This is a genomic window from Azospirillum sp. Sh1 (assembly GCF_008365135.1).
Classification (GTDB): domain Bacteria; phylum Pseudomonadota; class Alphaproteobacteria; order Azospirillales; family Azospirillaceae; genus Azospirillum; species Azospirillum oryzae.
On sequence record NZ_VTTK01000033.1, the window covers coordinates 47499 to 62513 of the forward strand.

Annotated in this window: 14 protein-coding genes; 6 read left to right on the plus strand and 8 right to left on the minus strand. The window is 68.3% G+C overall.

The genetic code is table 11. The features are described 5' to 3' along the window. Window positions 1-68: 68 nt before the first annotated feature. The gene (locus FZ029_RS25500) at window positions 69-1043 is read right to left on the minus strand and encodes a choline ABC transporter substrate-binding protein (protein WP_149272495.1); all 975 of its coding nucleotides are present in this window, start codon (window positions 1041-1043) and stop codon (window positions 69-71) included. 152 nt (window positions 1044-1195) lie between these two features. Here FZ029_RS25500 and betI point away from each other — a divergent pair, with 152 nt between their 5' ends. Then, window positions 1196-1771, plus strand: a complete 576-nt coding sequence (gene betI / locus FZ029_RS25505) for a transcriptional regulator BetI (protein ID WP_149201531.1) — start codon at window positions 1196-1198, stop codon at window positions 1769-1771. Window positions 1772-1980: 209 nt separating this feature from the next. Here the strand turns inward: betI and FZ029_RS25510 are convergent, their stop codons facing one another. The 4 genes from FZ029_RS25510 to FZ029_RS25525 all read right to left on the minus strand — a co-directional run bounded on the left by FZ029_RS25510 (window position 1981) and on the right by FZ029_RS25525 (window position 6309). Next, on the minus strand, window positions 1981-2892 hold the full coding sequence (locus tag FZ029_RS25510; protein ID WP_149272496.1) for a proline/glycine betaine ABC transporter permease: 912 nt from the start codon (window positions 2890-2892) through the stop codon (window positions 1981-1983). After that, window positions 2885-3985, minus strand: coding sequence for a glycine betaine/L-proline ABC transporter ATP-binding protein (locus tag FZ029_RS25515; protein WP_247892499.1), 1101 nt, complete (start codon window positions 3983-3985; stop codon window positions 2885-2887). Before FZ029_RS25515 ends, FZ029_RS25510 begins: the two co-directional genes overlap by 8 nt. Window positions 3986-4231: 246 nt before the next feature. Continuing rightward, window positions 4232-5413: an acetyl-CoA C-acyltransferase family protein gene (locus FZ029_RS25520; protein WP_149272497.1), complete on the minus strand. Its 1182-nt coding sequence runs from the start codon at window positions 5411-5413 to the stop codon at window positions 4232-4234. 47 nt (window positions 5414-5460) lie between these two features. Continuing rightward, the gene (locus tag FZ029_RS25525; RefSeq protein WP_149272498.1) at window positions 5461-6309 is read right to left on the minus strand and encodes an enoyl-CoA hydratase-related protein; all 849 of its coding nucleotides are present in this window, start codon (window positions 6307-6309) and stop codon (window positions 5461-5463) included. A 290-nt stretch (window positions 6310-6599) separates the two neighbouring features. On the opposite strand from FZ029_RS25525, the gene FZ029_RS25530 reads away from it, so the two are divergent. The 3 genes from FZ029_RS25530 (at window position 6600) to FZ029_RS25540 (ending at window position 9225) form a co-directional block, all read left to right on the plus strand. Next, window positions 6600-7847 carry an MFS transporter gene (locus FZ029_RS25530; protein WP_149272499.1) on the plus strand — a complete coding sequence of 416 codons (1248 nt, stop codon included), beginning with the start codon at window positions 6600-6602 and terminating at the stop codon, window positions 7845-7847. Window positions 7848-7948: 101 nt separating this feature from the next. After that, the gene (locus FZ029_RS25535) at window positions 7949-8542 is read left to right on the plus strand and encodes a sigma-70 family RNA polymerase sigma factor (protein ID WP_247892500.1); all 594 of its coding nucleotides are present in this window, start codon (window positions 7949-7951) and stop codon (window positions 8540-8542) included. Further along, a complete protein-coding gene (locus tag FZ029_RS25540) occupies window positions 8539-9225 on the plus strand; it encodes a cupin domain-containing protein (protein WP_149201526.1) in 687 nt (228 codons plus the stop codon). The genes FZ029_RS25535 and FZ029_RS25540 overlap by 4 nt, the downstream gene beginning before the upstream one ends. Before the next feature lie 98 nt (window positions 9226-9323). Here FZ029_RS25540 and FZ029_RS25545 read toward each other — a convergent pair whose 3' ends face one another. Beyond that, complete coding sequence (locus tag FZ029_RS25545; RefSeq protein WP_149272501.1) at window positions 9324-9605, minus strand: GNAT family N-acetyltransferase; 282 nt, start codon at window positions 9603-9605, stop codon at window positions 9324-9326. Window positions 9606-9636: 31 nt separating this feature from the next. After that, window positions 9637-10422, minus strand: a complete 786-nt coding sequence (locus FZ029_RS25550; RefSeq protein ID WP_149272502.1) for an SDR family NAD(P)-dependent oxidoreductase — start codon at window positions 10420-10422, stop codon at window positions 9637-9639. A 222-nt stretch (window positions 10423-10644) separates the two neighbouring features. Between FZ029_RS25550 and FZ029_RS25555 the strand changes: the two genes are divergently transcribed. Continuing rightward, window positions 10645-12783 carry a 3-hydroxyacyl-CoA dehydrogenase NAD-binding domain-containing protein gene (locus FZ029_RS25555; protein WP_211104210.1) on the plus strand — a complete coding sequence of 713 codons (2139 nt, stop codon included), beginning with the start codon at window positions 10645-10647 and terminating at the stop codon, window positions 12781-12783. Between the two features lie 171 nt (window positions 12784-12954). Then, window positions 12955-13464: a hypothetical protein gene (locus tag FZ029_RS25560; RefSeq protein ID WP_188052054.1), complete on the plus strand. Its 510-nt coding sequence runs from the start codon at window positions 12955-12957 to the stop codon at window positions 13462-13464. Between the two features lie 450 nt (window positions 13465-13914). Here the strand turns inward: FZ029_RS25560 and FZ029_RS25565 are convergent, their stop codons facing one another. Continuing rightward, entirely contained in the window at window positions 13915-15015 is a 1101-nt protein-coding gene (locus FZ029_RS25565; protein ID WP_188052055.1) for an ABC transporter ATP-binding protein, read from the minus strand.

Sequence of the window (15015 nt, forward strand, 5' to 3'; positions counted from 1 at the left end):
GCATAGGGTCGCCCCGCCCTGCCCCACACCGCCCTGCCCCACACCGCCCTGCTCCGGTCGCCGTCGGATCAGGACTTGCCGGCCACGCCCAGCTTGGCCTGCACGGCCGCCAGCCCGTCCTTGCCGTCGATGGTGGTGACGCCGCCGAGCCAGCCCTTCAGCACGTCGGGGTTCTTCTTCAGCCAGGCCTTGGCGGCGGCTTCCGGCCTCTTGTTGTCGTTCATGATGTCGCCCATCACGGCGTTTTCCATGTCCAGCGTGAAGGACAGGTTGGACAGCAGCTTGCCCACGTTCGGGCATTCGGCGGCATAACCCTTGCGGACGTTGGTGGCGACGGTGGCACCGCCCAGGTTGGGGCCGAACCAGTCGTCGCCGCCTTCCAGATAGGTCAGCTCGAAGCTCTTGTTCATCGGGTGCGGCTCCCAGCCCAGGAAGACCACCCAGCCCTTGTTGCGGGTCGCCCGCTTCACCTCGGCCAGCATGCCGGCCTCGCTGGATTCCACCAGCTTGAAGTCCTTCAGACCGAAGGCGTCGGCCTTCAGCATCTTATCGATGATGAGGTTGCCGTCGTTGCCGGCCTCGATGCCGTAGATCTTGCCGCCCAGCTTGTCCTTGAACTTCGCGATGTCGGCGAAGCTCTTCAGTCCGGCATCGGCGGCGTATTTCGGCACCGCCAGCGTGTATTTGGCGCCTTCCAGGTTGACGCGCGTCACCTCGACCGAACCATCCTCAAGCACCGGCTTCAGGAAGGGCTCCATCGTCGGCATCCAGTTGCCGAGGAAGACGTCCAGCGACTTGGTCTTCAGACCCGTATAGACCAGCGGAACCGACGTCATCGTGGTGGTCGGCTTGTAGCCCAGCGCGTCAAGCGTGACGGAGGCGAGCGCCGTCGTCGCCGCGATGTCGGTCCAGCCGACGTCGCCGAAGCGCACCGTCTTGCAGGTGGCCGGATCGGCGGCCAGCGCCCCGCCGGCGCCCAGCGCCATCACCGCCGCGATGCCCACGCCGGCAATCCATTTGGCCGGAGCCTTCCATCCGTTCATGTGCTCAACTCCTCGTTCTTGTTGTTCCAGTCCGCGGCATTTGCCGTTTTCGTCATCGACGGAGCGGTGAAAATGGCGCATTTGTTGCGGCGCAAGCCAAGGTCCCGGTTGCGGACGGCCTTGGCGGACAAGGACAGGAGACCGCCAGCCCCATGCCCAAAGTCGGAATGGAACCGATCCGCCGCCGCCAGTTGATCGACGCGACCATCGCCTCGATGGGCAAGCATGGCCTGGCCGACACCACGGTGCAGACGATCAGTCGCGGGGCCGGCGTGTCGCCCGGCATCATCCACCATTATTTCGGCGGCAAGGACGAACTGCTGGCCGCCACCATGCGCAGCATGCTGCAACAGCTGCGCGACGACGCGACCCAGCGGCTGGCGGCGGCCGATTCGCCGCGCGCCCGGCTGGAGGCGATCGTCGACTGCAACTTCGCCCCCGACCAGTTCGAACCGCGGGTGGTCGCGGCATGGCTGGGCTTCTGGGCGCAGGCGCCGCACAACCCGGCGCTGAGCCGGCTGCAGCGGATCAACGCCCGCCGGCTGCATTCCAACCTGCTGCACGCCCTGCGCCCGCTGCTGCCGCCGGAACGGGCGGAGCGGGTGGCGGTCGGCCTTGCCGCGATGATCGACGGGCTGTGGCTGCGCTTCGCCCTGACCGGCGCCATCGACGGCAGCGCCGCGCGCGCCGTGGCGCTGGGCTACCTCGATTCCGAACTGAACGCCTGACGTCAGAGTTTGTGAGCTTTCGCTGGTCCCGGCGAGAGCCGCTTCACGTTTGCGCCGCTTCCCATCGGAACTCGTCGAGTCCTTCTCTCGGCCGTCATTCCCGCGAAGGCGGGAATCCATCCGAACCAGGAGGATGGACGCGAAGCTTCCTGGATCCCCGCCTTCGCGGGGATGACGGCCGATAATCGCCTCGAAAACCTCTTCCGGCCTCACCGCCGCCACCAGCGCCGCTTGGCCGATCCGGCGGAAGCCGGACGGCCAAAGCCCCGGCCGAAACTCTGGGTGATGCGGTCGAGCACGACGGCCAGGAACACCACGCTCAGCCCGCTCTGCACGCCAAGCCCGATGTCCAGGCGCTGGATGCCCTGCAGCACCACGTTGCCCAGGCCGCCGGCGCCGATCATCGAGGCGACGACGATCATCGACAGCGCCATCATCATGGTCTGGTTCACGCCGGCCATGATCGACGGCAGGGCGTTGGGAAGTTGCACCTTGAACAGAAGCTGGTGTTGGCGGCAGCCGAAGGCGCGGCCAGCCTCCACCAGTTCCACCGGGACCTGCCGGATGCCGAGCGCGGTCAGGCGCACCGCCGGCGGCATGGCGAAGACCACGGTGGCGATGATTCCCGGCACCCGGCCCAGCCCGAAGAACAGCACCGCCGGGATCAGATAGACGAAGGCCGGCATCGTCTGCATCAGGTCGAGCAGGGTCTTGCCCAGCCCGTCGGCGAGCTTGCTGCGCGCCATCCAGATGCCCAGCGGCACCCCGCCGATCAGGCTGAGCGCGGTGGAGGCCAGCACCAGCCCGAGGGTGGAGACCGTCGGTTCCCACAGCCCCATCACGAAGATGCCGCCCAGCGCCAGCAGGGTGAACAGGGCGAAGCCGCGCCCGACCCGCCACAGGGCGATGGCCGCCAGCACCAGCGCCAGCAGCCAGGGCGGCACCCCCAGCAGCAGGCCGTCCAGCGTCTCGCCAAGCCCGTCCACCGCCGCGGCGATGACCGACAGCGCCGGCTGCCCATGGTCGAGGATCGTGTTCACCAGCCATTCGGAGCCGCGGGCGATGCCGCCGCCGATGGTCTCGCTCAGCCATTCGACGTCGATCAGCGAGGCGTCAGCCATGGCGCACCTCGCGCCCGGCGTCCCCGCCACGGTCGAGCGCCTCCAGCAGCACCGCGCGGGAGATCACGCCGATGAGCCGGCCGTCCGCCTCGACGACCGGCAGCGGACCGGGCGCCGCGGCGACCCGGCCGAGCAGCGCGTGGATGGGCGTGTCGGCCGCCACCGGCTCAAGCCCGGGCGGCGGCAAGCCGTCGTCGGGCGGCCGGGCGATGTCGCGGGCGCGCAGCACGCGTGAGGCATCGACGCCGCGGAAGAAGGCGCGGACATACTCGTCGGCCGGCGCGCGCAGGATCTCCGCCGGGGTGCCGATCTGGGCGATCCGCCCGTCCTCCATCACCGCGATGCGGTCGGCGATCCGCATCGCCTCCTCCGCATCGTGGGAGATGAAGACGATGGTGCGGGCATCCTCGCGCTGCAGCCGCAGAAGCTCGTCCTGCATGTCGCTGCGGATCAGCGGGTCGAGCGCCGAGAAGGCCTCGTCCATCAGCATGATCGTCGGGTTCTTGGCCAGCGCGCGGGCCAGCCCGACCCGCTGCTGCATGCCGCCCGACAGTTCGTTCGGATAGCGGTCGGCATAGTCCGCCAGCCCCACCCGTTCCAGCGCCGCCAACGCCGCCCTGCGCCGCTCGCCCCGCTTCACCCCGGCGACCTCCAGCCCGAAGGCGGCGTTCTCCAGAGCGGTGCGGTTGGGCAGCAGGGCGAAGGACTGGAACACCATGCTCATGTCCCGCCGCAGCACCTCGACAAGTTTGGAATAGGACAGGCCGGTGAGGTCGCGGCCGTCCAGCCGGATTTCCCCCTCCGATGGTTCGATCAGGCGGTTCAGCAGCCGGACGATGGTGGATTTGCCCGACCCCGACAGGCCCATGATGACGAAGATCTCGCCGGCCCGGATATCGAAGCTGGCCTCGGCCACGCCGACATTGACGTTCAGCCGCTGCAGGACCTCCGCCTTGGTCGCCCCGCTGCGCAGCATCTCCAGCGCCGGGCGCGGATCGTCGGCGAAGACCTTGCGCAGGCCGCGGACCGCCAGACGCACCGGAGCAGCGCCCGTCGAAGACGAGCCGGTGGGCGTGGGCAGGATCATCGTCATGGGCAAGGCTTCCGGAACGCAACAGACCAGGGTGAAGGCAATCGGGCCGTAGATTGCCCCGAGACGAGGGGCGCGGTCGATAGCTGCGTTCACGAAAGCTGCATTTTGACGGCACTCGTGCGGGATTGGCCGCAGACGCAGACCGCTTTTATTTTGATTGATCGTTCAATGAAAAACCGGGGTGCGCATCTTTCCCCACGGGAGGAATCCCCCTCCCCCCGGGGGGGGAGGGGGATTCTGTTGACCTCAAACCCGCTCGAAAATCGCGGCGATGCCCTGGCCGCCGCCGATGCACATGGTCACCAGGGCATAGCGCCCGCCGGTGCGGTGCAGTTCGTGGATCGCCTTCACCGTGATGATGGCGCCGGTCGCCCCCACCGGGTGGCCGAGCGAGATGCCGGAGCCGTTGGGGTTCACCTTGGCCGGGTCGAAATCCAGCTCGCGGATCACGGCGCAGGCCTGGGCGGCGAAAGCCTCGTTGGATTCGATCACGTCGAGGTCGGCGACAGACAGGCCGGTCCGCTCCAGCACCTTGCGGGTCGCCGGGATCGGGCCGATGCCCATGTGGTCGGGCTCAACGCCGGCATGGGCATAGCCGACGAGGCGGGCAAGCGGCTTCAGCCCAAGCGCCGCGGCACGGCGGGCATCTGCCAGCACCACCGCGGCGGCACCGTCATTCAGGCCGGAGGCGTTGCCGGCGGTCACCGACCCGTCCTTCTTGAAGACCGGCTTCATCTTCGCCAGCCCTTCCGGGGTGACGTCGCCGCGCACATGCTCGTCGGTGTCGAAGACGATGGTGCCCTTGCGGGACGCGATCTCCACCGGGACGATCTGATCCTTGAAGCGGCCCTCGGCGATGGCGTGGGCGGCGCGACGCTGGCTCTCCAACGCCAGGGCATCCTGCGCCTCGCGGTCGATGCCGTAACGGGTAGCGACGTTCTCCGCCGTCACACCCATGTGAATCTTCTGCCACGGGTCGTGCAGGATGCCGTTCATGTAATCGACCAGCGCCCCGTCGCCCAGCCGGGTGCCCCAGCGGGCGCTCGGCACGAAATAGGGGCCGCGGCTCATCGACTCCGCGCCGCCGCCGATGGCAACATCGCAATCGCCGAGCGCGATGGACTGCGCCGCCGAAACGATTGCCTGCAGGCCGGAGCCGCACAGCCGGTTGACGTTGAAGGCCGGGGTGCCGATCGGAATGCCGGCGTCGATGGCGGCGACGCGGCTGAGATAGGCGTCGTTGGTCTCGGTCGGGATGACGTTGCCCATCACCACATGGCCGATGGCGTCGGCCGCGGCGCCGGAGCGCTCCAGCGCCGCCTTGACCGCCACGGTGGCGAGTTTGGTCAGCGGCACATCCTTCAGGCTGCCGCCGAAGCCGCCGATGGCGGTGCGGGCGGTGCCGACGATGACGATGTCGTTCTGCATGGTTGGGTCCATTTCTCGGGCGGAGATGACGGTCAGAGGGTGTTGGATCAGCGGCCGGTGAAGTCCGGCCGGCGCTTGGCGATGAAGGCGCCGACGCCCTCGGCAAAATCGGTGGTGGCGGCGGTGGTGAGGAAGCGGTCGCGCTCGGCGTCCAGCTGCTGTTCCAACGTCCGGTCGAAGGACTGGCGCATCAGGTGGCGGACGCCGGCATAGGCGACGGTCGGCCCGGCGGCGAGCCGCGCGGCCAGCTTCGCGGTTTCTTCGGCCAGCGACGCGGCCGGCACCACCCGGTTGACCAGCCCGATCCGCAGGGCCTCCGCCGTGTCGATCACGTCGGACAGCATCGCCAGTTCCATGGCGCGGCGCAGCCCGACCAGGCGCGGCAGATGGAAGCTGCCCGACCCGTCCGGCGTCGCGCCGATGCGGGCATAGGCCATGGTGAACTTGGCGTCGTCGGCGGCGATGCAGAGGTCGGCGGCGCTGGCGAGGCTCATCCCCGCCCCTGCCACCGGCCCGTGGACGGAGGCCAGGACCGGCACGTCCAGCCGGTCGAGAACGCGCAGCGCCTCGTGCAGGTGGGCGATGATCGCGCCGGCCACGGCGGGCGCCGCGGCGGGATTGTCGTTGAAGCGGCCGACATCGCCGCCGGCCATGAAGCCGCGCCCATTGCCGGCGATCACCAGAACCCGCGTCGGTCCCGTCCCGCCCTCATCCGCCACGCTGCGGCAAGCATTGAGGAAGGCGGCGGCGGTCGGCTCGTCCAGCGCATTCAGCACGCCCGGCCGGTTCAGCCGGATCCAGGTGACGGCCCCCTCGCGGACGACAAGGACCGGTGGGGCCAGGACCGGTGGGGCCAGGACCGGTGGGGCCAGGACCGGTGGAGCTGTGTCGGACATCGTGGCGTCTCCCCTGGCATCAACTGAAGGAACATCGGTGGGCTGGGCATTACCTGATGGAAGGTATGTTACCGTACGGTATGATCTGTCAATGGTTCGGTTGACCCAATGGTAAGGGAGGGCCGCCGAAGTGCTGGCCTGCAGCGGCGGAGCGAATCCATGGCTTGGCTGTTGGTCCCCGGACAGTGCAAGCTGCCGCCCGTCAACAAAGGATCGGAGTCCCCGCCATGCATCAACGGAACCTGACCGGCTTACCGGCCATGACTCGCTGACGGCGGCGGAGATACGGCATGCCCATGGTTGTGCGTTCGGTCGCGTCGCTTCTGCTGGGCGTGGCCTTTCTGATGCTGGGGAACGGCGCCCTGTCGACCCTGATCGGCCTTCGCCTCGCGGCGACCGATTCCGGGACGACCGCGGTCGGGATGATCACCGCCGCCTATTATGCCGGGCTGACCCTGGGGTCTCTCTATGCGCACCGGATCATCACCCGCGTCGGCCATATCCGGTCCTTCGCCGCTTTCGCCTCGATCGTTTCGGTCGCGGCGCTGTCGCATGCGCTGTTCGTCGATGCATCCCTGTGGGCGGTGCTTCGCCTGACGCAGGGCTTCTGCATGGCGGGACTCTATATGTGCATCGAAAGCTGGCTGAACGGCACCGCCACCAACGAAAGCCGCGGACAGCTCTTGTCGGCCTACATGGTGACGCTGTACGGCGCATCGGGCGTCGGCCAGCAGCTGCTGCGGTTGGATGACGAGTCCGGCATCCGCCTTTTCATGGTCGTGTCGATCCTGCTGACGCTGGCGCTGGTTCCGGTGGCACTGACGCGGACCACCCCGCCGCAGCTGCCGGACGTCTCGTCCTTCGGCATCCGCAGGCTCTATCAAAGCTCGCCGCTGGGGGTGGCCGGGGTCTTCATCAGCGGGGCGATCACCGGGTCGATCTACGGACTGGCCCCGGTGTTCGGCGCCGCCTCCGATTTCGGGGTGTCGGGCACGGCGCTGTTCATGTCGGTGCTGATCCTCGGCGGGATGGCGCTGCAATGGCCGCTCGGCCGGCTGTCCGACCGCTTCGACCGGCGCAGTGTCATCATCGGCCTGACGGCCGCGCTGTCGCTGATCAGCGTCTGCATGATCGCCGCCGCCGGAATGAACCAGCATCTGGCGCTGATGCTGGTGGCGCCGCTGTTCGGCGGCCTGTCCTTCACGATCTATCCGATCTGCGCCGCCCACACCAACGACTATGTGCGCCGCGAAGACATGGTGTCGGCCAGCGGCGGCCTCATCCTGTCCAACTCGGTCGGCGCCATCATCGGGCCGCCGTTGGCATCGACCCTGATGACCACGACGGGGCCGGCCGGCCTGTTCGCCTTCATCGGCGGCGGCGCGCTGTGCGCCACAATCTATGGCCTGTGGCGATCCCGCGTCCGTCCGCCGCTGCCGGCCGAGGAACAGGCCGCCTTCCGTCCGCTGCCGCAGACGACGCCCACCGTCTCTCCGCTCGATCCCATGGGCCCGCTGAAGTCATCGTCGGAGGACTGACGTTTTTCGGAGGGCTCCGTTAAGGAGTTCGGGGTAAGCTGCCCGGCGGTGGAATGCTGGCTGGTGGTTGCATGCCGTTTTCGCGGGAGCCTCTCTTGCCTATGCCGCCGGATCGGGATCCGGACCAGGATCGGCCGTCGCAGAGCCTGGATGCCGACCGGCTGGAAACGCTGGTCGGTGCGGTGGCGCGGGATCGCGACCGCACGGCCTTCGCCGCCCTGTTCCGCCATTTCGCCCCGAAGATCCTGCATTATTGCCTGAAGCTCGGCGCCGACCGCAGCACGGCGGAGGAGTTGGTGCAGGACGTGATGCTGACGGTCTGGCTGAAGGCCGACAGCTTCGATCCCGCCCAGGCCACCGTCGGCACCTGGGTCTTCACCATCGCCCGCAACCGGCGCATCGACCGTCTGCGCAGGGAGATGCGCCCGGCTCCCGACCCGGAGGATCCGGCGATGACGCCGCAATCCCACGCCACGCCGGAGGAGTCCGCCCAACTGGTCCAGAGCAGCCGGCATTTGCAGGACGCGATCGGTTCGTTGACGGCAAACCAATCCGAAGTGCTACGCCGTTCGTATTTCCTTGAACAGACCCACGAGGAGATCGCCGAAGACACCGACGTGCCCTTGGGCACGGTGAAGACCCGGCTGCGCCTCGCGCTCGGCCATTTGAAACGCAGCTTGGGGGACAAGGCGTGACGTTGCCGCTCCACCATCCCGACGACCAGTTCCTGATCGGCTATGCCAGCGGGCAGGAGCGGGCCGGCAAGTCGCTGCTGGTGGCGACCCACCTCGCCTATTGTCCCGATTGCCGCCGGCGCGTCGCCTCTTATGAAGCCCTGTGCGGCAACTGGTTCGAGGAGCTGCCCTGCAACGATCATGACGGGCTGGACGCCCTGCTCGACCGGATGGACGGCCTGCTCACCGCCGCCCGGGCGCCGGCGGAGGCGAAGCCGTCCCAACCGGTCGCCGCCAACCAGAGCGGCATCGACCCGGCAGGCGGCAGGCTGGTGCCGGAACCGCTGCGCGGCTGGCTGCCTGAGGCGATCGACACGCCGACCGACGACGGGTCCTGGCGGGAAATCTCCAAGGGCGTCTGGCTGTCGGGCTGGGAACGCACCCTGTCCGGGACGACGATCTGCCTGCTCCGCATGGCCTCGGGCGCCCCGGTCCCGGCACACCGTCACACCGCCGACGAGTTGCTGCTGGTCCTGCAGGGGGCGTTCAGCGACGAATATGGCAGCTACGCGCTGGGGGATGTCGCCCAGTATGTCGCCGACACCGACCATCACGCCCAGGGCGCCAGCGAGGAAGACTGCATCTGCCTGTTCCTGCTGGACGGCGAGCTGATCTTCCTCGACGAGGCCGGAAACCCTGCCTAGAGTGCGATCGTTTCAGACGGACTCGTCTGAAACGTGAATCGCACGGAAAATCAAACGGCTAGAGTTCATCTGATGCTTCAATAAGCATCAGATGAACTCTAGCCGACGAGGTCCTGATACTCCGGGTGGCGCTTGATGAACGCCTCGATGAAGGTGCAGATCGGCAGCACCTTCAGCCCCTTTGCCCGGATGTCGTCCAGCGCGCCCTTGGCCAGCGCCGACCCCACCCCCTGGCCCGACATCTCGCCCGGCACCTCGGTGTGGGTCAGGGCGATCTTGCCCTCGCGCATGTCGTAGGTCACCAGCGCGGTCGAGTCCGCCACCGTCAGCTCATAGCGGCCGAGTTCCTCGTTGTTCCGCACCTTGTCTTGCAAGCTCATGGTTTTCTTCGCCTTCGGTGATTGCGGATCGTCAGCCGACCATCAGGGATTCCGCCCCGTCGATCCAGACCGGCGTGCCTGTGATGTGCTTGGCCCGATCCGACGCCAGGAACAGCGCAAGCTCCGCCACGTCGAAGCTGTCGCCGGACTTGCCGCCGGTCAGGGGCACCTTGCCTTGCGGATATTCGATCGGGGTCTGCACCGATTCAAGGTTCCGCTTCATGGTGTTGTCGGGAATTTCCGTATCGATGATGCCGGGACAGATGGCGTTGACCCGGATGCGGCTCGGCGCCAGTTCCAGCGCCAGCATCTTCACCATGGCGAGCTGCGCCGCCTTGGTGCAGGAATAGGCGGTGGCGCCGGTGTTGCTGAACACCCGCGTGCCGTTGATCGACGCGGTGACGATCACCGATCCGCCGCCCGCCTTCTTCAGGTGTGGAACCGAATGGTGCAGCGTCAGGTAGGCGCCGCGCAGGTTGGTATTGATGGTGCGGTCCCATTCCTCCGGCGTCAGTTCGTCGATGGGCGCCCAGACGCCGTTGATGCCGGCATTGGCGAAAACGATGTCGAGCCGCCCGAACTCCCCCACCAGCCGGTCGATGGCCTGGCCCATCGCCTTGTCGTCGCCGACATCCGCGGTCAGGGCCAGCGCCTTGCCACCGGCCGCCTTGATCTCCTCGGCGGCCTTCGTGATCTCGTCGGCGGTGTGGCTCAGCACGCCGACACTGGCGCCGGCCTGGGCGAAGCGCACCGCGGATGCCTTGCCGATGCCCGATCCCGCACCGGTGACCAGCGCGACCTTCCCCGTCAAATCCATGACCCCAACTCCAGCGGTAGCCGTCGACCCGAGTGCCAACCTTCGCCCGAGCCCATCGGTTCCCGATGCCGCACCGCCGAACGCAAATTTCGTATAATGGAACGATATTCCGAAAACTTGATTCGGCCGGATCGTCTGTTAGACTGACGATCCGCGGGCCATCATCTCCGACATCGTTTACGATCGGATCGGCCCGGACCCATGGCTTTCCGGAGAGTGCCGATGCCGTCGCCGGCCCAGACTGAAGCGGTTCCGTCCAATCCTGTCCAGTATGCGCGCCCAGATGGAGGAGTTTGGGGGCGCATCGGCGTCATCACCGTCGATTATCCGCCGGTCAACGCCGTCGGCCATGGCGTGCGCAGCGGATTGGTCGCCGCACTCGACGCCGGGCTGGCCGACGATGGGGCGGACGCGCTGCTGATCGTCTGCGCCGGCCGCACCTTCATGGCCGGCGCCGACATCCGGGAATTCGGCAAGCCTTCCGCCCCGCCGACCCTGCCGGAGGTGGTGGCGCGCCTCGACGCCGCGACCAAGCCGGTGATCGCCGCCATCCACGGCACGGCGCTGGGCGGCGGGCTGGAGGTGGCGCTGGCCTGCCATATGCGCGTCGCGCTGAAATCGGCCAAGCTCGGCCTGCCGGAGGTGAAGCTGGGCCTGTTGCCGGGCGCCGGCGGCACGCAGCGTCTGCCGCGGCTGGTCGGTGCCGCCAAGGCGCTGGACATGATCCTGTCCGGCGACCCGGTCGGCGCGGAGGAGGCGCTGGCGCTCGGCCTCGTCGATGCGGTTGAGGACGGCCCCTCGCCGCTGGACGCCGGCCTGCGCGCCGCCGAACGGCTGCTGGCCGAAGGGAATGTCCCGCAGCCGGTCAGCGCCCGCACCGGCCGCATCGCCGACACCGACCCCGCCCTGTTCGCGGCGAAGCGGGCCGAACTCGCCAAGCGCCAACCGCACCTGTTCTCCCCGCACCGCATCGTCGACGCGGTGGAGGCCGCCGTCACCCTGCCCTTCGCCGAGGGCACGGCGCGCGAGCGGGAGCTGTTCCTGGCCTGCATGGCCTCGCCGCAGCGCGCCGGCCTGATCCATGCCTTCTTCGCGGAGCGCGAGGTGGCGAAGGTCCCCGGCCTGCCGGCCGACACGCCGACACGCGACATCCGCAAGGTCGGGGTGATCGGCGCCGGCACCATGGGCGGCGGCATCGCCATGTGCTTCGCCAATGCCGGCATTCCGGCGGTGCTGGTCGACACAGCGCAGGAGGGGCTCGACCGTGGCGTCGCCGCCATCCGCCGCAACTACGAGGCCACCGCCCGCAAGGGCCGGCTGACCGCGGCGCAGGTGGAGGAGCGCATGGCGCTGATCCGCCCGACCCTGTCCTACGCCGACCTCGCCGACGCCGATCTGGTGGTGGAGGCGGCGTTCGAAAGCATGGAGGTCAAGCAGGCGATCTTCCGGACGCTGGACCGGACCTGCAGGCCGGGCGCGATCCTCGCCACCAACACCTCGACGCTGGATGTCGACGCCATCGCCGCGGCGACCGGCCGGCCGCAGGACGTGCTGGGCATGCATTTCTTCAGCCCGGCCAACGTCATGCGCCTGCTGGAGGTGGTGCGCGGGGCCAAGACCTCCGACAGCGTCCTGGCGACGGTGATGGGGCTGGCGCGCAGGATCGGCAAGGTCGGCGTGGCTGTCGGCGTCTGCTATGGCTTCGTCGGCAACCGCATCCTGCACCAGCGCGGCCGGGAATCGATGGCGCTGGTCGAGGAAGGGGCCAGCCCCGAACAGGTCGACCGCGTGCTGACGGAGTTCGGCTTCCCGCTCGGCCATTTTTCGATGACCGACCTTGCCGGGATCGATGTCGGCTGGCGCATCCGCGAGGAGCGGCGCAAGGCCGGCGATCCGGAGGCGCAGGCGCCCAACTGGCTCGACACGCTGGCGGAACGCGGCCGTTACGGCCAGAAGACCTCGGCCGGCGTCTACCGCTACGAACCCGGCAGCCGCACCCCGATCCCCGATCCGGAGGTGGCGGCGGTGATCGAGGAGGATCGCCGGCGCCGCGGCATCACCCCCCGCGCCGTCAGCGACGAGGAGGTCCGCGAACGCTGCCTCTATGCGATGGTGAACGAGGCGGCCAAGATCCTGGAGGAAGGCATCGCCGCCCGTCCGGTGGACATCGACGCCATCTGGCTGCACGGCTACGGCTTCCCGTCCTGGCGCGGCGGCCTGCTGTTCTGGGCCGATCAGGAGGGGGTGGGCAGGATCGCCGAGGCGGTCCAGCGTTTCCACCGCGACATCGGCGGCCCGCAATGGCGACCGTCCGCTTTGCTTCTGCAATGTGCGGCGGAGGGACGGCCCATCGGATGCTGAAACCGGAATGCGGATTTCAATCCCGAAACTAGTTTCCGTTACTGATTGTTAGGATTTTCCCCTATACTCTTTCGACAGGGACGCTCCACCGCGGTCATCCGGCCCCCCAGCCGGCGGACTCAAGGGAGCCGACCTGCATGAGGAACCCGGGCTTCACCGAAGGGGAAAAGCATGAAGGACATCACCGTCGCAGCCACCGACTGGGGTCTCCACGCCGTCGCCTGCAGCGGCCTTCGTGACGTTCCTCCTTCAGTCTGGCTCGGGACGTTGCGCAATGCGCTGCCCGGCGGCAGCACCAGGCGTGGCTTGTTCCTGGATCTGCGGGAGGTCGGCTATTCCCCCCTGCCGTCCTCCCACCTGGGAGCCCTCGCCTCGGTGATCGTCCAGTCCGGGTCCAGCGCGGTTCTGGTGTCGGATCTCCGGCTCGGCCATGCGCTGTGCGATGCGGTTCGCCGCAGCGGCACGACCGGGGAAACGGCAAACGGCCTGCGCGTGCTGTCCACCGACGGCCGTGATCGGGTCGCCATCGCCGCAGCCTATCAGTGGCTGCTGAATGGGCGGGAACCTGCGGATGCCCTGCGGGTGTCCGATGGCCGCTCGTCCGTGCTGCCCTTCCCCGCGACGACGGTGCAGAAGCGGCTGAACTCCCCCGGTTCCGCCCCCCTGCGCCACGCGTCGTGACCGCCGTGCCGTAGCCGCATTTCTTTCCGCAGTCGTCGTCGTCTCAACTGCCTTTTCGCCCCGGCCGGACCCGTCCCGCCGGGGCTTTTTATATGTCGAGCTGTGTCGGCCCGCAGCGCGATTCGGGTCGGGCGGAAGGAATGTTGCCGATGGGTTCGAGCAACCGCCGACGATTGGACCGGTCCACCCGTTCCAGGGCGCCGAACTCGACGGGTTCCAGGGAGCGCCACGGCCCAGGGCGCCGCCGCAGCGGGGACCGATGTGCCGCTCGACACCGTCGCGATCACCCGATCTCTCAGGTCCGGCGAACAGGGCGCTGCCATGGTCGGCTCCGGGCTGTTCCGTCACTTGCCCGGAGTCGCCGATTTGCCCTCCCTTGGGAATTCCCCGCGCGCATCCGATTCAACTCGGTCGGAAGCCGCTTCGACAGTCGGCCAGACCTCGGTCCGGTCAGTGACCGACCGGCAGCGCGATGGCGTCGGCCGGTCCCCATTCCACCCGATACCGGCCGCCCGGACGCACATGCTGATGGTCGGCGTTGTTGGGAATCTTCGCAACCAACCCGGCGGCCGGGCCGTCCGCCAGATGCACGCGGATGTGGTCGCCGAGATAGATCAGTTCGCAGACAATGCCGAACAGGCCCTGCTCTCCGCCGGCCTCACCGGCCGGCACCAGCCGGACCCGCTCGGGCCGCAGCGACACGGTGACCGAAGCCCCGGCCTCCAGCCCCGCGGCAACACGGGTCCGCACCACCGAACCGTCCTCCAACCGGACGGTCCCGCTGTCGCCTTGACGGTGGGCCAGCACGCCGGACAGCCGGTTGTTCTCGCCGATGAAACCGGCGACGAAGATGGTGGCCGGCTCCTCGTACAGTTCCTCCGGCGTCGCCAGCTGCTCCACCCGGCCGCGATTGAAGACGGCGATGCGGTCGGACATGGTCAGCGCCTCCGCCTGGTCGTGGGTGACATAGACCATGGTGACGCCGAGACGTTGATGCAGATGCTTGATCTCGAACTGCAAGTGCTCCCGCAGGTTCTTGTCCAGCGCCCCCAGCGGTTCGTCCATCAGCACCAGATCCGGCTCGAACACCAGCGCCCGCGCCAGCGCCACCCGTTGCTGCTGCCCGCCGGAAAGCTGGGAGGGCCGACGCTGCGCCAGCGCCCCCATCTGCACCATGTCGAGCGCGCGGGCCACCCGCCGCTCCGTCTCCGCCCGGCCCATCCGCCGCACCTTCAGCGGATAGGCCAGATTCTCGGCGATGGTCATGTGGGGGAACAGCGCGTAGTTCTGGAACACCATCCCGATGTTGCGGCGGTGCGGGGGCACATTCTGGATCGGCCTGCCGGCCACGCGGATCTCGCCGCGCGACGGCGCCTCGAACCCCGCCAGCATCATCAGGCTGGTGGTCTTGCCGGAACCGGACGGCCCCAGCATCGTCAGGAACTCCCCCTTCGGGATCGACAGGTCCAGGCCTTCGATCACCAGAGTGCGCCCGTCATAGCTTTTCTGGACGCCGGCGAACTCCACAAATCCCTGGCTTTCCATGGTCAT